16 protein-coding genes are annotated in these 21,147 nt (G+C 60.3%); 7 read left to right on the forward strand and 9 right to left on the reverse strand.

Annotated features, from left to right (window positions below; translation table 11 throughout):
• Nucleotide 1 precedes the first annotated feature (1 nt).
• Nucleotides 2–661, reverse strand: coding sequence for a GntR family transcriptional regulator (locus HBO41_RS01915; protein ID WP_017134783.1), 660 nt, complete (start codon nucleotides 659–661; stop codon nucleotides 2–4).
• Between the two features lie 280 nt (nucleotides 662–941).
• Here HBO41_RS01915 and xdhA point away from each other — a divergent pair, with 280 nt between their 5' ends.
• The 4 genes from xdhA to guaD all read left to right on the forward strand — a co-directional run bounded on the left by xdhA (nucleotide 942) and on the right by guaD (nucleotide 7,050).
• The gene (gene xdhA, locus HBO41_RS01920; RefSeq protein ID WP_169984947.1) at nucleotides 942–2,390 is read left to right on the forward strand and encodes a xanthine dehydrogenase small subunit; all 1,449 of its coding nucleotides are present in this window, start codon (nucleotides 942–944) and stop codon (nucleotides 2,388–2,390) included.
• Nucleotides 2,383–4,770 (forward strand): xanthine dehydrogenase molybdopterin binding subunit, encoded by a 2,388-nt coding sequence (gene xdhB / locus HBO41_RS01925; protein ID WP_169984949.1) that lies wholly within the window; start codon nucleotides 2,383–2,385, stop codon nucleotides 4,768–4,770. Before xdhA ends, xdhB begins: the two co-directional genes overlap by 8 nt.
• Before the next feature lie 120 nt (nucleotides 4,771–4,890).
• A complete protein-coding gene (xdhC, locus tag HBO41_RS01930; protein ID WP_017134780.1) occupies nucleotides 4,891–5,730 on the forward strand; it encodes a xanthine dehydrogenase accessory protein XdhC in 840 nt (279 codons plus the stop codon).
• A 15-nt stretch (nucleotides 5,731–5,745) separates the two neighbouring features.
• Nucleotides 5,746–7,050 carry a guanine deaminase gene (guaD, locus tag HBO41_RS01935; protein WP_169984950.1) on the forward strand — a complete coding sequence of 435 codons (1,305 nt, stop codon included), beginning with the start codon at nucleotides 5,746–5,748 and terminating at the stop codon, nucleotides 7,048–7,050.
• Between the two features lie 171 nt (nucleotides 7,051–7,221).
• On the opposite strand, the gene HBO41_RS01940 is transcribed toward guaD, so the two are convergent.
• Nucleotides 7,222–7,986, reverse strand: a complete 765-nt coding sequence (locus HBO41_RS01940) for a GntR family transcriptional regulator (RefSeq protein WP_017134778.1) — start codon at nucleotides 7,984–7,986, stop codon at nucleotides 7,222–7,224.
• A 215-nt stretch (nucleotides 7,987–8,201) separates the two neighbouring features.
• Between HBO41_RS01940 and HBO41_RS01945 the strand changes: the two genes are divergently transcribed.
• Nucleotides 8,202–9,392, forward strand: coding sequence for a benzoate/H(+) symporter BenE family transporter (locus HBO41_RS01945; protein ID WP_017134777.1), 1,191 nt, complete (start codon nucleotides 8,202–8,204; stop codon nucleotides 9,390–9,392).
• Between the two features lie 36 nt (nucleotides 9,393–9,428).
• Here HBO41_RS01945 and HBO41_RS01950 read toward each other — a convergent pair whose 3' ends face one another.
• On the reverse strand, nucleotides 9,429–9,773 hold the full coding sequence (locus HBO41_RS01950; RefSeq protein WP_033900540.1) for a YggL family protein: 345 nt from the start codon (nucleotides 9,771–9,773) through the stop codon (nucleotides 9,429–9,431).
• A 236-nt stretch (nucleotides 9,774–10,009) separates the two neighbouring features.
• Here HBO41_RS01950 and dacB point away from each other — a divergent pair, with 236 nt between their 5' ends.
• Nucleotides 10,010–11,470 carry a D-alanyl-D-alanine carboxypeptidase/D-alanyl-D-alanine-endopeptidase gene (dacB, locus tag HBO41_RS01955; RefSeq protein WP_017134775.1) on the forward strand — a complete coding sequence of 487 codons (1,461 nt, stop codon included), beginning with the start codon at nucleotides 10,010–10,012 and terminating at the stop codon, nucleotides 11,468–11,470.
• Between the two features lie 107 nt (nucleotides 11,471–11,577).
• Here dacB and HBO41_RS01960 read toward each other — a convergent pair whose 3' ends face one another.
• Together HBO41_RS01960 and rlmKL are read right to left on the reverse strand one after the other, a co-directional pair.
• Nucleotides 11,578–13,962 carry a diguanylate cyclase gene (locus HBO41_RS01960; protein WP_169984959.1) on the reverse strand — a complete coding sequence of 795 codons (2,385 nt, stop codon included), beginning with the start codon at nucleotides 13,960–13,962 and terminating at the stop codon, nucleotides 11,578–11,580.
• A 151-nt stretch (nucleotides 13,963–14,113) separates the two neighbouring features.
• The gene (rlmKL, locus tag HBO41_RS01965; RefSeq protein WP_017134773.1) at nucleotides 14,114–16,378 is read right to left on the reverse strand and encodes a bifunctional 23S rRNA (guanine(2069)-N(7))-methyltransferase RlmK/23S rRNA (guanine(2445)-N(2))-methyltransferase RlmL; all 2,265 of its coding nucleotides are present in this window, start codon (nucleotides 16,376–16,378) and stop codon (nucleotides 14,114–14,116) included.
• Between the two features lie 532 nt (nucleotides 16,379–16,910).
• On the opposite strand from rlmKL, the gene rmf reads away from it, so the two are divergent.
• Nucleotides 16,911–17,126, forward strand: coding sequence for a ribosome modulation factor (gene rmf / locus HBO41_RS01970; protein WP_002553055.1), 216 nt, complete (start codon nucleotides 16,911–16,913; stop codon nucleotides 17,124–17,126).
• Between the two features lie 285 nt (nucleotides 17,127–17,411).
• On the opposite strand, the gene HBO41_RS01980 is transcribed toward rmf, so the two are convergent.
• The 4 genes from HBO41_RS01980 to sctC form a co-directional block, all read right to left on the reverse strand.
• Nucleotides 17,412–18,431, reverse strand: a complete 1,020-nt coding sequence (locus HBO41_RS01980; RefSeq protein WP_017134772.1) for a quinone-dependent dihydroorotate dehydrogenase — start codon at nucleotides 18,429–18,431, stop codon at nucleotides 17,412–17,414.
• 85 nt (nucleotides 18,432–18,516) lie between these two features.
• Nucleotides 18,517–18,972 carry a transglycosylase SLT domain-containing protein gene (locus tag HBO41_RS01985; protein ID WP_099548806.1) on the reverse strand — a complete coding sequence of 152 codons (456 nt, stop codon included), beginning with the start codon at nucleotides 18,970–18,972 and terminating at the stop codon, nucleotides 18,517–18,519.
• Complete coding sequence (locus tag HBO41_RS01990; RefSeq protein WP_169984961.1) at nucleotides 18,965–19,366, reverse strand: winged helix-turn-helix domain-containing protein; 402 nt, start codon at nucleotides 19,364–19,366, stop codon at nucleotides 18,965–18,967. Before HBO41_RS01990 ends, HBO41_RS01985 begins: the two co-directional genes overlap by 8 nt.
• A gap of 206 nt (nucleotides 19,367–19,572) precedes the next feature.
• Entirely contained in the window at nucleotides 19,573–21,030 is a 1,458-nt protein-coding gene (sctC, locus tag HBO41_RS01995) for a type III secretion system outer membrane ring subunit SctC (RefSeq protein ID WP_169984963.1), read from the reverse strand.
• Nucleotides 21,031–21,147 lie beyond the last annotated feature (117 nt).

Genomic DNA, 21,147 nt, shown 5'->3' on the forward strand with positions numbered 1-21,147 from the left:
TTTAGGCGCCCGCCAACGCAGCGATGACCAACGAGCTGCTGCGCTCGCAGTAGGCCGACAGTACCTGGCGGATCTGCGGCAGATCACGGGCGAGCACCGCCGCGAGCAGCTGCTCGAACAGTGCCAGGTACTCACTCATCTCCGCCTTGCGCTGGTCCAGGGCCAGGTAATAGGCACGGTTCATCGCCGGCTGCAGGTTTTCGACGGTTTCCTGCAAGTACGGGTTGTTGGCGAAGGGGTACGCGGCGCGCATCACACTGAAGCTTTCTTCGACGAAGGCACGCACGTCCTCACGTTCGAAACTGGTCATCAGGCGTTGCTGGATCTGCAGGAACGGCGCCATGTCAGCCTGGACCTTCCAGCCCTCAGCCACCGAATTGCCGAGCAGGATGTACAACTCGCCCATCAGCGTGCACAGGCTCTGCACCTTGTGCGCGGTGAGTTCGGTGACGTGGGCGCCACGGCGCGGCAGGATCGCGATCAGGTGGCGGCGCTCGAGGATCAACAAAGCTTCACGCACGGAACCACGGCTGACATTGAGTGCCAGCGTGACTTTCTGTTCCTGGATCCGCTCCCCAGGCTTGAGATCGCCGCGAATGATACGTTCGGCGAGGTGGTGAGCAATTTGCTCGGCGAGACTGTCCGGCGCCTTGAACGTCATGTTTTCCCTTCAAAATCTTCTATCGGTACAAGCGCGGCAGTGTAGCGCATTGGCTGGCTGATGGCGCTACGCCCACAGGCGCGAATTTGGCATGAAATAAGCAGCGATGAAAAGCCAAAAGCCAGCAAAAACACCGGTTCCAGAAGACTGGACCATAATTAAAAGTGTTGCGATCGCAATTTCTTGACCTTCCGGTCAGAAAATCGTTGACCGAAAAGTCAGACATGACTAGATTCGGCGCAAAGCGGTTAACAACAATAATGAGTCTGCGAGGCCTTCCGTGATCCAGTTTTTACTTAACCAGGAACTCCGTAGCGAGCACGCCCTGGACCCCAACCTGACCGTGCTCAACTATTTGCGCGAGCATTTGGGCAAATCCGGCACCAAGGAAGGCTGCGCCAGCGGCGATTGCGGTGCATGCACCGTGGTGGTCGGCGAATTGCACACCGACACTCAAGGCGCGGAGCAGATCCGCTATCGCAGCCTCAATTCCTGCCTGACGTTTGTGTCGTCATTGCACGGCAAACAGCTGATCAGCGTCGAAGACCTCAAGCATCAAGGCCAACTGCACAGCGTGCAACAGGCCATGGTCGAGTGCCACGGCTCGCAATGCGGCTTTTGCACCCCAGGCTTTGTGATGTCGCTGTTTGCCCTGCAAAAGAACAGCGACGCCCCCAATAGCCAGAAAGCCCATGAAGCCCTGGCCGGTAACCTGTGCCGTTGCACCGGTTATCGACCGATCCTCGCCGCCGCCGAACAGGCCTGCTGCAACAAGCCGGCTGATCAGTTCGACAGCCGCCAGGCCGAGACCATCGCCCGTCTCAAAGCCATCGCGCCCACGCAAACCGGTGAACTCAACAGCGGCGACAAACGCTGTCTGGTGCCGCTCACCGTTGCCGATCTGGCCGATCTCTACGACGCCTATCCGCAGGCGCGCTTGCTGGCGGGCGGCACTGACCTGGCACTGGAAGTCACGCAGTTCCACCGTGTGCTGCCGGTGATGATCTACGTGGGCAACATTGAAGAGATGAAGCGCATCGAGTCGTTCGACGACCGCCTGGAAATCGGCGCGGCTACACCGCTGTCCGACTGCTACAGCGCGCTGCACCACGAATACCCGGACTTCGGCGATTTGCTGCACCGCTTCGCTTCGCTGCAAATCCGCAACCAGGGCACGCTGGGCGGCAATATCGGCAATGCGTCGCCCATCGGCGATTCGCCACCACTGCTGATCGCGCTCGGCGCGCAGATCATGCTGTGCAAGGGCGACACCCGTCGCACCCTGGCGCTGGAAGATTACTTTATCGACTACCGTGTCACTGCGCGCCAGGACAGCGAGTTTATCGAGAAGATCATCGTGCCCAAGGGCCACGCGCTGTTCCGCGCCTACAAGGTTTCCAAGCGCCTGGACGATGATATTTCCGCCGTGTGCGCCGCCTTCAACCTGAAGCTCGACAACGGTGTGATCAGCGACGCCCGCGTGGCGTTCGGTGGCATGGCCGCCACGCCCAAACGCGCGAAAAGCTGCGAAACCGTATTGGTCGGCGCCACCTGGAACGCCGCCACGGTGGAGAAAGCCTGCGCCGCCCTCGCCCAGGATTTCACCCCGCTGTCAGACTTCCGCGCCAGCAAGGAATACCGCCTGCTCAGCGCGCAGAATCTGCTGCGCAAATACTTCATCGAACTGCAAACACCGCACATCGAGACTCGGGTGACCGCTTATGTCTAACCATCACGCCGTCGTTAAAACCCAGGCCGAACTCGCCGAGCTGTTTGCCCAGGACCTGACCACCGGGGTCGGCCGCAGCGTCAAGCATGACAGCGCCGCCAAGCATGTCAGCGGTGAAGCGCAGTACATCGATGATCGCCTGGAATTTCCTAACCAGTTGCACCTGTACGCGCGTATGTCCGACCACGCCCATGCGCGCATCATCAGCATCGACACCGCGCCCTGCTACGCCTTTGACGGCGTGCGTATCGTCATCACCCATGAAGATGTGCCGGGCCTCAAAGACATTGGTCCATTGATGCCCGGCGACCCGTTACTGGCCATCGACACCGTGCAGTTTGTCGGCCAAGTGGTGCTGGCCGTGGCCGCCCGCGACCTGGAAACCGCGCGCAAAGCGGCCATGGCGGCGGTGATCGAATACGAAGACCTGGAGCCGGTGCTGGACGTGGTCGAGGCCTTTCGCAAGAAGCACTTTGTGCTCGACAGCCACACCCACCAACGCGGTGATTCGGCGGGCGCACTGGCCACCGCGAAAAACCGTATCCAGGGCACCCTGCATATCGGCGGCCAGGAACACTTCTACCTGGAAACCCAGATTTCCTCGGTAATGCCCACCGAAGACGGCGGCATGATCGTCTACTGCTCCACGCAAAACCCCACCGAAGTGCAAAAGCTGGTGGCCGAAGTGCTCGACGTGTCGATGAATAAAATCGTCGTGGACATGCGCCGCATGGGCGGGGGTTTTGGCGGCAAGGAAACCCAGGCCGCCAGCCCCGCGTGCCTGTGCGCGGTGGTCGCGCGCCTGACCGGCCAGCCGACCAAGATGCGCCTGCCGCGTGTCGAAGACATGCTGATGACCGGCAAGCGCCACCCGTTCTATATCGAATACGACGTGGGCTTTGACGACAACGGCCGCCTGCACGGCATCAATCTGGACCTGGCAGGTAACTGCGGCTGTTCGCCGGACCTGTCCAACTCGATTGTCGACCGCGCCATGTTCCACTCCGACAACTCGTATTACCTGGGCGACGCCACCGTCAACGGCCACCGCTGCAAGACCAACACCGCGTCCAACACAGCGTATCGCGGCTTTGGCGGCCCGCAAGGCATGGTTGCCATCGAAGAAGTCATGGACGCCATTGCGCGTCATCTGGCGCTGGACCCGTTGGCGGTGCGCAAGGCCAATTACTACGGCAAGACCGAGCGCAACGTCACCCACTACTACCAGACCGTCGAGCACAACATGCTCGAAGAAATGACCGCCGAGCTTGAAGCCAGCAGCCAGTACGCCGAGCGTCGCGAGGCGATCCGCCTGTACAACGCCCACAGCCCGATTCTGAAAAAAGGCCTGGCGCTGACGCCGGTGAAATTCGGTATTTCGTTTACCGCCAGTTTCCTCAACCAGGCTGGCGCGTTAATCCACATTTACACCGACGGCAGCATCCACCTGAACCACGGCGGCACCGAGATGGGCCAGGGCTTGAACATCAAGGTCGCGCAGGTGGTGGCTGAAATATTCCAGGTCGAGATCGACCGCGTGCAGATCACCGCCACCAACACCGACAAGGTGCCCAACACCTCGCCGACCGCCGCCTCCAGCGGTGCCGACTTGAACGGCAAGGCCGCGCAGAACGCTGCCGAAACCATCAAGCAGCGCCTGGTGGAATTTGCCGCGCGCAAGTACGACGTGAGTGAAGCGGACGTGGAGTTCCACAATGGCCACGTGCGCGTGCGCGATCAGATCCTGACTTTTGAGGCGTTGATCCAGCAGGCGTATTTCGCTCAGGTTTCGCTGTCGAGCACCGGCTTTTACAAAACCCCAAAAATCTTTTACGACCGCAGCCAGGCACGTGGCCGGCCGTTCTATTACTTCGCGTTCGGCGCGGCCTGCTGCGAAGTGATCGTCGACACCCTGACCGGCGAATACAAGATGTTGCGCACCGACATCCTCCACGATGTGGGCGCCTCGCTGAACCCGGCCATCGACATCGGCCAGGTCGAAGGCGGCTTTATCCAGGGCATGGGCTGGCTGACCATGGAAGAGCTGGTGTGGAACAACAAGGGCAAGCTGATGACCAACGGCCCGGCCAGCTACAAGATCCCGGCCGTGGCGGACATGCCACTGGATTTGCGTGTGAAGCTGGTGGAAAACCGCAAAAACCCGGAAGACACGGTGTTCCACTCCAAGGCCGTGGGCGAGCCGCCGTTTATGCTCGGGATTGCTTCGTGGTGTGCGATCAAGGATGCCGTGGCAAGCTTGGGTGACTATCGCCATCAGCCGAAGATTGATGCGCCGGCGACGCCGGAGCGAGTGTTGTGGGGCTGTGAGCAGATGCGGCAGTTGAGCGCTGCAAAAACCGTTGAGACTGAACTGGCTTGATCGTTCCCACGCTCTGCGTGGGAATGCCGCCTTGGACGCTGTGCGTCCGCTGTTGTGACGCAGAGCGTCACGGTATGCATTCCCACGCGGAGCGTGGGAACGATCTGACTGGAGGTGACTATGAACAACTGGATCAGCGCCCTCGCCGACCTGCAGAACCAGGGTGAACCCTGCGTGCTGGTGACCATCATCGAAGAGCTCGGCTCCACGCCGCGCAACGCCGGCTCAAAAATGGTCATCAGCGCCGCGCACACCTTCGACACCATCGGCGGCGGGCACCTGGAATACAAGGCGATGCAGATCGCCCGTGACATGCTGGTGCGTGGCCAGCAGAACACCCATCTGGAGCGCTTCAGCCTCGGCGCCAGCCTGGGCCAGTGCTGCGGCGGCGTGACGGTGTTGCTGTTCGAACCCATGGGCCAGGTGCAGGCGCAGATCGCGGTATTTGGCGCCGGCCATGTCGGCCGCGCGCTGGTGCCGTTGTTGGCAAGCCTGCCGTGTCGGGTGCGCTGGATTGATTCGCGTGATCAGGAGTTTCCAGAACACATCCCTCAGGGCGTGCGTAAAATCATCAGCGAAGAGCCGGTCGACGAAATTGCCGACCTGCCGGTGGGCAGTTACTGCATCGTGATGACCCACAACCACGCGCTGGACCTGGAACTGACTGCCGCCCTGCTCAAGCGCAATGACTTTGCCTATTTCGGCCTGATCGGTTCAAAGACCAAGCGGGTCAAGTTCGAACACCGCCTGCGAGATCGCGGCTTCGACACCGCGCAACTGCAACGCATGCGCTGCCCCATGGGCCTCACCGAGGTGAAGGGCAAACTGCCGGTGGAGATCGCCATCTCCATCGCCGGCGAAATCATCGCCACCTATAACGCGAATTTCGGCCAGCACAGTGCGAGCGCCGAACCTATTGCCAAACTGCTGCCGGCCTCGCGTCGCAGCCAAGCTATCTAACACATTGAGATCACCATGCCTTTGACTCGCAAAGCCTACCGCGCCGCCATTTTGCACAGCATCGCCGACCCCGCCGAAGTGGGGATCGAAGCCTCTTATGAGTATTTCGAAGACGGCCTGCTGGTGATCGATAACGGCCAGATCAGCGCCCTGGGCCACGCCAGCGATTTGCTGCCAACCCTGCCCGCCGACATCGACGTGACCCATTATCAGGATGCGCTGATCACGCCCGGCCTGATCGACACCCATATCCACCTGCCGCAAACCGGCATGGTTGGTGCCTATGGCGAGCAGTTGCTGGATTGGCTCAACACCTACACCTTCCCGTGTGAAAGCCAGTTCGCCGACAAGGCCCACGCCGAGGAAGTCGCGGGTATCTTTATCAAGGAACTGCTGCGCAATGGCACCACCACCGCGTTGGTGTTTGGCAGCGTGCACCCGCAGTCGGTGAACGCGTTCTTTGAAGCCGCCGAGAAACTCGACCTGCGCATGATCGCCGGCAAGGTGATGATGGACCGCAACGCGCCGGACTACCTGACCGACACCGCCGAATCCGGCTACCAGGAAAGCAAGGCGCTGATCGAACGCTGGCACGGCAAGGGCCGCTTGCACTATGCCGTCACGCCACGTTTTGCGCCGACCAGCACCCCGGAGCAACTGGCGCTGGCCGGGCAACTGCTGGGCGAATACCCGGACCTGTACATGCAGACGCACATCAGCGAGAACAAGCAGGAAGTCGAGTGGGTAAAAGCGCTGTTCCCGGAGCGCAATGGCTATCTGGATGTGTACGACCACTACAAACTACTGGGCGAGCGCTCGGTGTTTGCCCACGGCGTACACCTGTGTGATGACGAGTGCGCACGGCTGGCGGAGACGGGTTCAGCCGTGGCGTTCTGCCCGACCTCGAACCTATTCCTCGGCAGTGGCTTGTTCAACTTGCCGATGGCCGAGAAGCACAAGCTGAATGTCGGCCTGGGCACTGACGTGGGCGGTGGCACCAGCTTCTCGCTGCTGCAAACCCTGAACGAAGCCTACAAGGTCATGCAATTGCAGGGCGCGCGTTTGAGCCCGTTCAAGTCGCTGTACCTGGCCACCTTGGGCGGTGCGCGGGCACTGCGTCTGGAAGACAAGATCGGCACATTGCAGCCGGGCACGGATGCGGACTTTTTGGTGCTGGACTACAACGCTACGCCGCTGCTCAGCTATCGCTTGAAGCAGGCCAATAACATTGCCGAGACGTTGTTTGTGTTGATGACGTTGGGGGATGACCGGACGGTGTTGCAGACGTATGCAGCGGGTCAGTTGGTGCACCAGCGCTAATTTCAGCAACACCACAAAACAAATGTGGGAGCTGGGCTTGTGTGGGAGCTGGCTTGCCTGCGATAGCATCACCGCGGTGTACCTGATACACCTCGGTGCCTGCATCGCAGGCAAGCCAGCTCCCACACAAGCCCGGCTCCCACATTTTTAGTCCCAGGCGAACCTGGAACATCACAGTTTGACTGAAGAACGCCCTGGCTTCTTGGTCTGCAGCAAATGCGAGAACACCGCGTGCAAATCATCCGACGCGCTTTCCTCGTCGAGGTTGAGCTTGCTGTCGATGTGATCCATATGGTGCATCATCAAATTCACTGCCAGCGTCGCGTCGCGTGCTTCGATCGCATCGATCAGTTGGGTGTGCTCATCGTAGGAACAGTGCGAGCGGTTGCCGCTTTCGTACTGGGCGATGATCAACGAGGTCTGCGACACCAGGCTGCGCTGGAAGCTGATCAGCGGTGCATTCTTCGCCGCTTCGGCGAGCTTCAAGTGGAATTCGCCGGAAAGACGGATACCGGCACCGCGATCCCCCCGTGAGAAGCTGTCGCGCTCGTCGTTGACCATCTGGCGCAGTTCGGCCAATTGCTCGGCCGTGGCGTGCTGCACCGCAAGCTCAGTGATCGCCCGCTCCACCAGCCGCCGGGCGAGAAATACTTGGCGCGCCTCTTCTACACTCGGGCTTGCCACCACCGCACCGCGATTGGGCCGCAGCAGTACCACGCCTTCATGGGCCAGGCGCGACAGCGCGCGGCGGATGATGGTGCGGCTGACGCCGAAGATTTCGCCCAGTGCTTCTTCACTCAATTTGGTACCGGGCGCCAGGCGCTGTTCGAGGATCGCCTCGAAGATATGCGCGTAGACGATATCGTCCTGGGTTCCGCTGCGACCAGCCTTGCCGGCTCGCGGTTGTTTCTTGAGAGGTTGCAACTGTTCGTTCATGGGCACTCGGGGTTTGGAGAACGGCGGCGAATTAACGGTAATACGTCAACAGCGTGTTGCTGGCAAGTATCACCTAAAAACAGGGCACATTGTACACAACCCAGTGCGCCAACACACTGTACGGCTATTTGCGGCGGCGGCTGTATTGCAATGAGTGGTTACGTTTGAGTTTAGGCTTGAATTCGCTTTTTCCCAGGTAAAAGGAACACCTCTCCATGACCGACGCCACTCAAGCGCCCTTGCGCCCATTGGCCGACACTTCTGCGTCGGCCGTCGTCGCCGGCTTCATTGCCATGATGACCGGCTACACCAGTTCCCTGGTGCTGATGTTCCAGGCCGGCCAGGCAGCCGGTTTGACCACGGCGCAGATTTCTTCGTGGATCTGGGCGATCTCCATCGGCATGGCGGTGTGCAGCATCGGCCTGTCGTTGCGCTATCGCACGCCGATCACCATTGCCTGGTCCACGCCCGGCGCCGCGCTGCTGATCACAAGCCTGGGTGGTGTAAGTTACGGCGAGGCCATCGGCGCCTATATCACCTGCGCGGTGCTGGTCACGCTCTGCGGGCTGACCGGCAGCTTTGAAAAACTGGTCAAGCGCATCCCCGCCTCATTGGCGGCCGCCTTGCTGGCGGGGATTCTGTTCAAGATCGGCAGCGAGATTTTTGTCGCCGCGCAACATCGCACTGGCCTGGTGCTGGGGATGTTTTTCACCTATCTGATCATCAAGCGCCTGTCGCCGCGTTATGCAGTACTGGCCGCGCTGGTAATCGGCACCCTGTTGTCAGGGCTGATGGGTTTGCTGGACTTCAGCGGTTTCCACCTGGAAGTGGCAACACCGGTGTGGACCACGCCGCACTTCTCGCTGGCGGCGACCATCAGCATCGGTATCCCGTTGTTTGTGGTGGCAATGACCTCACAAAACATGCCCGGCGTCGCCGTGTTGCGCGCTGACGGCTATACCGTACCCGCCTCGCCGTTGATCACCGCAACAGGGCTGGCCTCGCTGGTGCTGGCGCCCTTTGGCTCCCACGGCATCAACCTGGCGGCCATCAGTGCAGCCATCTGCACCGGGCCACATGCCCATGAAGACCGCAACAAGCGCTACACCGCGGCCGTCTGGTGCGGGGTGTTCTACGGGATCGCCGGGGTGTTCGGCGCCACCTTGGCGGCGTTATTCGCAGCGTTGCCCAAGGAACTGGTGCTGTCGATTGCGGCCCTGGCGTTGTTTGGCTCGATCATCAATGGTTTGAGTATCGCCATGAATGAGCCCAAGGAGCGGGAAGCGGCGCTGATCACCTTTATGGTCACCGCGTCTGGCTTGACGCTGTTTTCCATCGGCTCGGCGTTCTGGGGGATTGTGGCGGGGGTGTTGACGCTGTTGATTCTGAATTGGCGCAAGGCATAAAAAAACGGCGACCCGAGGGTCGCCGTTTTTTTAGTATCACTTAGCCGCGTTGATCGGCTTTTCCGGATACCACACGTCCAGCAGTGGGCTGACTTCAGCGCTTTTCAGCTCGCTGCGGCCTTTGAGCCAGCTTTCAACAGCTACGCGTTGCTCTTCGTTGACCGAGCCACGCTTCTGCAGGCAAACCAGACCGAAGTCATCGCCGCCGACATAGCCCAGACCGTTGGCTTCCATGGCTTCTTTGATGAATGCTTCGAGGAAAGCATCGGTAGCTTCTTCACTCAGGTCTTCTTTGAAGTCCAGGTTCAGTTCGAAACCCAGCTCTTGAAATTCATCAACGCACAGTTTTTTGCGCAGACGCTGGGAACGGTTAGTCGCCATTGGAACAATCCTCTTAAGTAATAACGGCCGGCACTTTAGCAGTTTAAGCCGACCTTTGCCCGACTCTATGGGACGGGCGGCCATTGGTCTGCAAAAAAACCCGAAATACCCGCTATCGTTCAGCTACAACTGGATCCACCTTGGGGCATAATGCCGACACTTTCGTGACCAATGAGGGATTTTCTTCCATACCCCTCACCTTTTTCACCCTTCTCAGCAGTAGGGTTTTATTCCTTATGATCAACTCTTTTCGTTCAGTACTCTTTGCCGGTTTTCTTCTACCTCTGGCTTTTTCCGTCACCGCCGCGCCGATCAACAACAGCCTGCCGCCAAATGTTCAGCAGGCACTGCAGAAAGCCAAAATACCCAATACTTCGCTGTCGTTGGTGATGCTGCCCCTCACCGGGCCCGGCACGCCGACCGTGTTCAACGCTGATGTTTCGGTTAACCCGGCCTCCACCATGAAGCTGGTCACCACCTACGCAGCCCTGGAAATGCTCGGCCCCAACCACCAGTGGAAGACCGAGTTCTACACCGACGGCACCCTCAGCGGTGGCGTGTTGCGCGGCAACCTCTACCTCAAGGGCGGCGGCGACCCCAAGCTGAATATGGAAAAACTCTGGCTGTTGATGCGCGACCTGCGCGCCAATGGCGTACAGCAAGTCACTGGCGACCTGGTGCTGGACCGCAGTTTCTTCAATCAGCCGCAATTGCCTGAATTCAATGACGACGGCAACGACGAGAACAAGCCGTTCCTGGTCAAGCCGGACGCCCTGCTGGTCAACCTCAAGGCCCTGCGCTTTGTCACCCGCAATGACTCGGGCCGGGTGATCGTCTCGGTCGAGCCGCCGATTGCGAGCATCCGCATCGACAACCAGGTCAAAGTCTCCAACGCCAAGCAATGCACCGGCGATGTGCGCTACAGCCCGGTGACCGCCGCCGATGGCAGCGTGACCGTGACGGTCAGCGGCCAGTTGGGCGATGGGTGCAGCTCGCAGACCTACCTGTCGCTGCTCGACCACGCCACCTACACCGCCGGCGCCGTGCGTGCGATCTGGCAGGAGTTGGGCGGTACCATCCAGGGCCGTGATATCCAGGCACCAGTGCCCAAGGACGCTAAAGTGCTGGCTCGTGCGTTCTCGCCGGACCTGGCGGAAATCATCCGTGACATCAACAAATACAGTAACAACACCATGGCCCAGCAGTTGTTCCTGAGCCTGGGCGCGCAGTTCCGCAACGACGCCGATGGCGACGACGCCAAGGCCGCGCAACGCGTGGTGCGTCAGTGGCTGGCGAAAAAAGGCATCACCGCGCCGCACCTGGTGATGGAGAACGGCTCCGGCCTGTCCCGCGCCGAACGCGTCAGCGCCCGCGAAATGGCGGCCATGCTGCAAGCGGCGTGGAAAGGCCCGTACTCGGCGGAATACATCAGTTCGCTGCCGATTGCCGGCACCGACGGCACCATGCGCAAACGCCTGAAAACCACGGCTCTGCGCGGTGAGGCTCACGTCAAGACCGGCACCTTGAACACCGTGCGCGCCATTGCCGGGTTCAGCCGCGACAACAATGGCAACACCTGGGTGGTGGTGGCGATACTCAACGATTCGAAGCCATGGGGGGCTTCTTCGGTGCTCGATCAGGTGCTGCTGGACCTGTATCGCCAGCCGAAGCTGACAGCCGCAGCGCCCGTCTTGTAACTGATCGTTCCCATGCTCCGCGTGGGAACGCAGCCTGGGACGCTCTGCGTCCCAAAGCGTGACGCAGAGCGTCACAAGAGGCATTCCCACGCAGAGCGTGGGAACGATCAGGCGCGCAAGCGCTCGGCCTCCACCCGGTCACGGCCCGCCTGCTTGGCCACATACACCGCCGAGTCCGCGCGCAGCAGCAGCCCGTCAATCCCTTCATCGATCCGCCAACTGGCCACACCGAAACTGGCGGTCACCACGCCCACCACCTCCATCGGTTCGGTGCGCAGCGACTGCCACAACTCCATCGCCAGGCTATAAGCCTGCTCGGCATCGATATGCGGGCACAGCACCACAAACTCTTCGCCGCCCAAACGACAAAACACATCCGTGCGGCGCAGGCGCCGGCCGATGCGTTTGCACACTTCCTGCAACACCCCATCGCCCACCGCATGCCCGTGCTGGTCATTGATGCGCTTGAAGTGATCAATATCGAGCATGATCAACGACAATGTGCCCTTGGTTCGGTTGAGCCGCAGCATCTCGGCCTTGAGGCGATCCTGAAAATAACGGCGGTTATGAATGCCCGTCAGCGAGTCGGTAATCGACAGCGCACGCAGCTCCTCTTCGACCCGCTTCAGATCGGAGATATCCGACACGTAGCCATGCCACAACGTGCCACCGCCGGTTAACTCCTCCGGCGTGGCTTCGCCGCGAATCCAGCGCAGGCCGCGTTGCGGCAACACCACCCGGTACTCTTCGCGCCAATGGCTCAACTGCAGCGCTGACAGACGAATCGACAGGCGCACACGCTCCACGTCTTGCGGATGAATGCGTTCGAACACCTTGTCCGCGTCTTGCTGCAGTACGCCCGTGTCGATTTCATAGATATCGCGCATACCATCGCTGGCATAGATGAAACGCCCCTTCCCCTTGGGTTCGAGGGTGAACTGAAAAATCCCGCCAGGCACGTGGGCACTGAGCTTTTTGAGTAGTCGGTCGCGCGCGGCCAACGCCTCGTAGGCGCGTTTTTGTTCGGTCACATCCATGTAGATCGCCAGGTGCCCGATCCACAGGCCGTAGTCGTCCAGCAATACGGTTGTGAGCATATTCACCGTCAGGTAGCGGCCATCCTCGCGCAATAATGTCCACTCGCGCGCCTCGTGCAGATTGTCCGGGCTTTCCACCAGCATCGCCTGGCTCGCCGGAATACGCTTGCCCAAGGCCACGCTCAAACTGGCCGCGCGCGCTTCGAGTTCCAGGGCCAGATGCAGGCTTTCCAAGGTCAGTCGCCCCACCACCGCCTCGGATTTGAACCCGAGCATTTTCTCGGCACCGGCATTGAAGGTGTTGATCACACCCCGCAGGTCAGTGGCAATGATCGCAACATGGGTGGCGGCGTTCAGCACACTGCGCAATTGCCCGTGGGCTGCGCGAAGCTCCTGCTCACGCAGGTGCAACTGCTGCGTGCGTTGTTCCACCAGCTTGAGCGCGCGCTGGCGCTGGCTGACCAACACATACAGCAACGCACTGAGCAGCAGACTGAGGAGCACGCCCATGGCCAGTATGGTGTGCATCGACGAGTGATTGGCCTGGTCGAACACCTGGCTGGCGCGAACGCTCAAGGCATACACATGGTCGCCGAGGGTGAGACGACGCGTGGCAACAAGGCCGCTGTCGCCCACCGCGTTGCTGGACGCGTACAGCACGCGCTGCTGCGTGTCGGAAGTGTCGACGATCTGCATCACCAGGTTGTCGCGGCTGGGCTTGGGCAAACCATCGGCGACCAGTTGGCGCATGCTGATCACTGCCATCACATAACCATGGGGCTCGGTGTCGACGGGTTTGCTCACGGGCGCCACCAACAAGACGCCGGCGGCATAAGCCGGTTCTACGCCCACCAACTGCATGGGCTGGGACACCGCAGGCCGGCCGCTTTTCTGCACCCGCTCAAGCACCGAACGACGCAGTGGCTGGGCCAACAGATCGAACCCCAAGGGCGAACCCAGCAAGCTTTGGGTCTGGCTGTACAGCACCGGCACATACTCGTCGCGCTCGGGCGCCGGCGCCAGTTCACCCGAAGTGTTCAATTCTCTAATGGCGAAAGGTGTACCACGCTGACGCGAGATTTCCTGTTCAAAAGCGTTGCGCTGTTCGCGAAATATACGCGGCGCCCAGGCATAGGCGCGGGCGCGCAGAAGCAAAGGCTTGGCGAAACCATCGAACTCGGCGCGGGACACGTCACTGGAATTGACGAAGAAACGCTGCAGGCTGGCCAGGCGTTGCTCCTGGTCTTCGAACCGCTCCTGAAGGCGGGTGTAGCGCTCGTTGACCAATAACTGGAAACGCTGGCGCACTTGCTGTTTGTAGAGGTCGGCGGCCGCCCAGGCGACGATGACCGTCAGCGCTCCACCTGCCAATAACACCACCAATGCCACCAGCCAAGCCGACGCCTGCTCACTGATAAAGCCTAGTATTTTCGGGCGAACGGCTTGCATCGGCATAGGCAACACTCACAACGCCAGCGTGCGGGGGGTGTCACTTTGGCTAGGCGTTAAGTTATAACCATGAGGCCGGTGTTTGACCAGTGCAAAAAAGCCGCAAGCCCGGAATATTCCGGGCTTGCGGCTTTTTGGTGCAGCTTGAGTGTGGCGATCAGCGAGCGGTGATTTTCCAGGCCCGGTGAATCTTCGCGTTACGTGCGAAGTCCGGGTCCAGGGTTTTGTCGCTGATTTCCTCGACCGCGTAGCGCTCGCTGAGGTTGTCCTCCAGCACGAACTTGCGGAAGTTGTTCGAGAAGTACAGCACGCCGCCAGGCGCCAGGCGCGCCATGGCCAGGTCGAGCAACTGCACGTGGTCACGCTGTACGTCGAAGATGCCTTCCATGCGCTTGGAGTTGGAGAAGGTCGGCGGGTCGATGAAGATCAGGTCGAACTCATCACGGCTCGCCTCCAGCCAGGCCATCACATCACCTTGCTCCAGGCGGTTCTTGTCAGAGAAACCGTTAAGGGAGAAGTTGCGACGCGCCCAGTCCAGGTAAGTCTTGGACAAGTCGACGCTGGTGGTGCTGCGCGCGCCGCCCTTGGCTGCGTGCACACTCGCGGTGGCGGTGTAGCAATACAGGTTGAGGAAACGCTTGCCGGCCGCTTCCTTCTGGATGCGCATGCGCATCGGGCGATGGTCGAGGAACAGGCCGGTATCCAGATAGTCGGTGAGGTTGACCAGCAGCTTCACGCCGCCTTCGCTGACTTCGGTGAACTTGCCTTGGGCGCTTTGACGTTCGTACTGCTTGGTGCCGCTCTGACGTTCGCGACGCTTGACCACCACGCGGCTTTTGTCGACGTTCAGCGCCTGGGGAATCGCGGCCAGCGCATCGAACATACGCGCAGAGGCTTTTTCCGGGTCGATGGATTTAGGCGCGGCATATTCCTGCACATGCACCCAATCGTGGTACAGGTCGATGGCCATGGAGTATTCCGGCATATCAGCGTCGTACACACGGTAGCAGTCCACACCTTCGCGCTTGGCCCATTTGCCCAACTGCTTGAGGTTCTTTTGCAGGCGGTTGGCGAACATCTGCCCGCCTTCGCTCAGGCGCGCCTGCTCAACCACCGGGGCTGGAGCCGGCTTGATCGGGTTGCCGTTCTTGTTGTACTGGCGCTCGACCGGCTCGGTCGGGGCTTGATCGTAAGCGGCTTGCTCACGCTCGGCCTGACGCTGCTCCGGGGTGCGGCGCTCGCCAGTGACGAACTGGTCCGGGTTGACCTTGATCAGCAGCAACTTGCACGGCAACGCGCCGTTCCAGAATGAATACTGTTTGTGGCTGCGGATGCCCATGCGCTTGCCCAGGTCCGGCGCGCCGGTGAACACCGCCGCTTCCCAGCCCATGCAGGCCTGGCGCAAGCGCTCGCCGAGGTTCTGGTAGAGGTACAACAGGCTGGCTTCGTCACCGAGACGCTCGCCGTAGGGCGGGTTGCAGATCACTAGGCCTTTCTGGTTCTGGTCCGGGCGCGGCTCGAACGTGCCGACTTCGCCCTGGTACACCTTGATCCAGTGGCTTAAGCCTGCGCGTTCGATGTTGTTACGGGCGGGCTGGATCAGACGCGGGTCAGCCTCATAGCCACGCACCCACAATGGCGGCTTGTTCATGCCAATGGCAGCACGCTCGGTGGCCTCGGTGTGCAGCTTCTTCCACAGCGCCGGTACGTGACCGAGCCAGGTGGTGAAGCCCCACAGCTCACGATTCAGGTTGGGCGCCATGTCGGCGGCGATCATTGCGCCTTCCACCAGGAAGGTGCCCACACCACACATCGGGTCCGTCAGCGCGCCGCCTTCGGCCGCAATACGCGGCCAGCCGGCGCGAATCAGGATCGCGGCTGCGAGGTTTTCCTTCAACGGTGCGGCGCCCTGCTGCAGGCGATAACCGCGCTGGTGCAGGCTGTGACCGGACAGGTCCAGGGAAAGGATGGCTTCGCCACGGTCCAGGCGCAGGTGAATGCGCAGGTCCGGGTTGATCTTGTCGATGGACGGGCGTTCGCCGGTCGGGGTGCGCAGCTTGTCGACAATCGCATCCTTGACCTTCAGCGCGCCGAAGTGGGTGTTGTCGATGCCCGAGCCGTGGCCACTGAATTCAACGGCCAGGGTGCCGTCCGGGACCATGTGGTCGGCCCATTCGATATCCAGCACGCCGTGGTAGAGGTCCTCGGCGTCCTTCATCGGGAAGCGCTTGAGCACCAGCAGCACGCGGTTGGCGAGGCGCGACCAGAGACACAGGCGGTAGGCGGTTTCCATGTCGGCCATGCCGCGCACGGCCGAGGTGTGCTCGCGGGCTTCCTCAAGGCCAAGCCCGACGGCTTCCTCGATCAGCAGGCCTTCGAGGCCCTTGGGGCAGGTGAGGAAGAGTTCAAAACGGTCCGACATGGGGCATTCCAGGCTTTTCAGCAATAAATGAACGGGCGACGCATCGCCGGCTCGGTTTTCAATCAAGCACTTTTCTTGAAGAGTGCTCGCGTGGCACGAATGTGCCGTTCCACCCCGGCTACCGGGCGTTTGGGCCTGAATTGCCGGGGCAGATAAATAAATCATCGCAACAAAAAGAAATATTCCGACCCTTCGTCGAATAATAACCGACTGCAACAGGCGGGCATTCTCACTAAAGGATTAAACCCATCCTCTATGCAGGGCACATCATAGCTGGGTTTGCCTATTAAATGGGGCGAAAAGCCATCCCAGCTTATGGCTATAGCATCGTTATCGTTACGTGCTTATGACAAAACGATCATTGAATCCATGTGACCTATTGGTTAGAACTCAACACAGGTTGGCGCCGTAACGACGCCGACACATAGGCTCGCCACGCCGGCAGCGAGCCCACCAACGGCAGGAAAACCCTGCCCGGCCCCACGCGGGGCCGAAGGATATCTAGACAGTCAACAAGTGAGGGAAACACCCTATGAGAAGACTTAAGCGTGATCCGTTGGAAAGAGCATTTTTACGCGGATATCAATATGGCGTTCATGGTAAATCCCGTGAGCTTTGCCCATTTACTCTACCGTCGGTACGCCAAGCCTGGATCAACGGCTGGCGAGAAGGACGCGGCGACAACTGGGACGGTATGACTGGCACTGCGGGAATCCACAGACTCAACGAACTTCACGCCGTCGGCTGACACGGGGCACTTAATCCGACAACCACCTTGAAGATTTTGTAACGACTTAACCACGCACGTCCTATCCGGGCGGCGGGCTTCGGCCCAGGGGGCTCCTTTTGGAGCCCTTTTTAATGCTCAGGAATTGGCTGATCTACTGATCGTTCCCACGCTCTGCGTGGGAATGCCGCCCAGGACGCTCCGCGTCCCGTTTTGAAGTTGTGACGCAGAGCGTCACTTGATGCATTCCCACGCAGAGCGTGGGAACGATCTAAAGAGCGTGGGAACGATCTATTGGCTGATCTATCAGCGCAAAGCCGCGATGGCATCCACCGACTCGCGAATCAACGCCGGGCCTTTGTAGATAAAGCCGGAATAGAGTTGCACCAGGCTGGCGCCGGCAGCGATCTTCTCGGCTGCGTGCTTGCCTTCGGTGATGCCGCCCACGGCGATGATCGGCAAGCGCCCCGCCAGTTCAGCGGCCAGTACCTTGACGATATGGGTGCTCTGGTCCCGCACCGGCGCGCCCGACAGGCCGCCCGCTTCGTCACCATGCGCCAGCCCTTCAACGCCGACGCGGCTTAAGGTGGTGTTGGTAGCGATCACCGCATCCATGCCCGAATCCACCAGGGCCTGGGCGACCAGCACGGTTTCTTCATCGCTCATGTCCGGGGCAATCTTGATGGCCAACGGCACGCGCTTGCCATGGCGCACGGCCAGGTCTTCCTGGCGCTGGCGCAAGGCTTCGAGCAATTGCTTGAGGGAATCACCAAACTGCAGGCTGCGCAGGCCTGGCGTGTTGGGCGAACTGACGTTGACCGTGACGTAGCTGGCGTGGGCGTAGACCTTGTCCAGGCAGGTCAGGTAATCATCCACGGCGCGCTCGACCGGCGTGTCGAAGTTCTTGCCGATATTGATGCCGAGAATGCCTTTGTACTTCGCGGCTTGAACCCGCGACAGCAAGTTATCAACGCCCAGGTTGTTGAAGCCCATGCGATTGATGATTGCCTCGGCTTCGGGCAAACGGAAGATACGCGGCTTCGGGTTACCCGGTTGTGGCCGTGGCGTCACGGTGCCGATCTCGACAAAGCCGAAACCCAGTTGCGCAAAACCGTCGATGGCCGCGCCGTTCTTGTCCAGACCCGCAGCCAGCCCGACCGGGTTGGGAAAATCGAGCCCCATCACCGAAACCGGCATTTTTGCCGGTGCCTTGCATACCAGACCATTGAGCCCCAGGCGGCCACCGGCACCGATCAAGTCCAGGGACAGATCGTGGGAGGTTTCCGGGGAGAGTTTGAACAACAGCTGGCGGGCCAGGGTATACATGGGCGGGCTAGACTCGGATGGCGGCGAAAGGTGGCGCGATTATAGCCGGGGTGGCACGCCGGGTGCGAGGCGTGCCGTCCATTCGTCACTGGCGATGTGCAACCAACGCTTCATACTGCGCCCAGATTTTTTCTGCATAACGCAGGCGTAATGCCTCACGCTCGGGTGCCGGCCCGGCATTATAGGACCCCACGGCTGTCCAGTTGTAACCGAAGCGCTGGATGAAGTCGGCCAGGATCGAAGCCCCCACCTCGATCGATAAACACGGCTCAGTCAGCAACCTTTCCTCGGTAATCCCCTGCTTGGCCAGACGAGGCAAGTGCATGCTGTTGATCTGCATCAGGCCAATGTCTCGCGAACCATCGCTATTACCCGGGTTCATCGCGCCCGCGCGTGCGCCCGACTCCACCACAGCAATGGCTTTCAACAGCTCCGGCTCAATGTCATACCGGCCGGCGACTTCCTCCCAACAACTGGCCCAGGCCGGGTAGCTGCCCATCAGCAGGCACAGCAGCAAGCCTTTGCGCAAACGCTTAATCATGGTTCACCTGGCCACAGGCCGAACAGATGCGAGGCACACACGCCTGCCCGGGCAGCCGTTGGGTGTGTTGCCGAACGGTGACAGCACAGGTAAAGCGATACCCCCTGCCATAGATCGTCTTGATAAAGCCTTTGTCTTCTCTCAAGTGCTTGCGCAATTCATAGATACAACGGGTGAGCGACTCTTCCGCAACCTCGCCACGGGACCAGGCCTGCTCGAGTAAACGGTCCTTGGTCATCAGCACACCACCGGATGCCAACAGCAACCGCAGCACCTGCCACTCCTTGGGTGGCAGCTGAATATCCACACCCTCACCCGTTAACCGGCCATCAACATGCAAGGTCCATCCGGCAAAAAACCACGAGGCTGCCAGCCCTTCATTCGCGAGGGTCATATTCACCTCTGTACCTGATCTACTGACATTGATTACCTTGTTTCCAGAAACGGTCGATACGCCAACCCCGCGACTATAGAAAGTCGGCCCCTGAACAACGCTAGGGAAAAGCCCATGTAATCGAGGCTTTGTGTGCGTATCGCGTAGGACTTTTCGCCATTACCGGCAACAAACACTCAGGAAAGCGTTGATAGGCGTTCAGAAAGTTATTGGATGTCAGAGGCTTCGCGGTTTTCGCGCACAAATGCGCGTTGCACACGCTCATATTGACTTTGCGTCAGCGGCGGCGGCCCGATAGCACCCGCCAGCATCCGCGGCTCTGCGCCAACCGCCCGGGCCTGGATCACAAACAGCCGTACCTCGGCGCGCCGAGCGGAACCCACCCCGCCCTCACGCTCAAACGCGCCCAGCCACAGTCGCTTGCCCTGAGGCACGCGCACCACCGTGTTGATTCCCACCCGCCCTACTGCCCCGACCGAGCCTGGCTCGAGTTTGCTGTCCAGTTGACGGCCATCCTCAAGGGTCAGCTGCATTTCAATCTGATTCGCTGCCGCAAAGCGTGGTAGCACGCTGGCTTCGGTGCCATACCCAACGGGCTCCCACTTGCCGCTGTCAGCACCAGGCTTGGGCAGGTAAAAAGTATGGTTGTCCTGGAAAACCGCTGGAACATTCTCTTGGGTAAGCAGCACGGGGAACGCGGTGATCCTGGCTTTGCGTCGCCGCTCAAGAACACCGAGCTGTGCCATCAAACGGCTGTCATCCAAGGGCTCCAGCACCCGCGTCACGGAGGCTCCGGTGCCGGTTTCCTGAGCCCAGGCCACGCCCATCTTGTCGAGTTCTCTACGGTCTACATCGATCTGCCACAGCGACACTTCGATTGGTCGCTTGGGCTTGTCCAACTCCGCCACCAGTTCCTCTATCACCTTGACCTGATCAGGCTTGCCCTTGATCAGCAAGCTGTTGGAGTCCGGGTAGGCCATCACCAACAGGCTCTTGTCAGCCAGCAAACCCGGAGGGCGCTGCCTGGCATCCTTCTGCTCGATAGCCAGCAGGTTCTCGATCATCGTGGCCATGCCCGGTACATTGACCTTGTCGTCACCCATGACGTACTGACGGTCTGCCACATGGGTGTTGAACACCTGCACCACACCGAAGGCCTGTTTACCGACACGCACTTCGGTGCGCGGCCTGTCCATCAGTTGGGCCAGGTGCAACACCTGGTTCACATAATTAGGTGGCCCGGACACATAGAACGTGCGCGCGCCGCTCTCTCTGAGCGGATAACGTGATTCATCAAGCCCCGAACGGCGCATGAACCCGCGCAACCTGTCGACCGGAATGTGCCGCAGCGCAACCGCCGAGCTTTTTGCTTCGCTGGCGTCATACAGGTAAAGCACCTGCCCGTCGCTGTACCAGATCAGGCCCTGCTGCTCGGCGACGGTTGCGAGGGTCTGCTGCGCAGCCTCCAGATCGAAGGTGCCGCAAATGCGTTTACGCGCCGCTTCGCGGCTGACAACGACGGGCACCCCCAAAGAATGCGACAACGCACTGAAAAAGGTATGCAGGCTTTCATCCCGGGCTTCGTAGCTTGCGCCCCAGGCGCAGGCATTGGCCCACAGCAACGCACCGCACAGCAGCCAGCGGCATAGCCAGGGAGAGCTCATCGGTGATAGCTCATCAGGGTCGGTGAATCGATAGGCAACTTGGGTGTTCCTGGCAGTCGGGCGCAAAGAAGCGGCCATACTGAAAGGCACTCGAGTTTCAATCTTGATGGAAAGGTG

The sequence above is a fragment of the Pseudomonas sp. WS 5146 genome, assembly GCF_012985495.1.
GTDB lineage: Bacteria > Pseudomonadota > Gammaproteobacteria > Pseudomonadales > Pseudomonadaceae > Aquipseudomonas > Aquipseudomonas edaphica.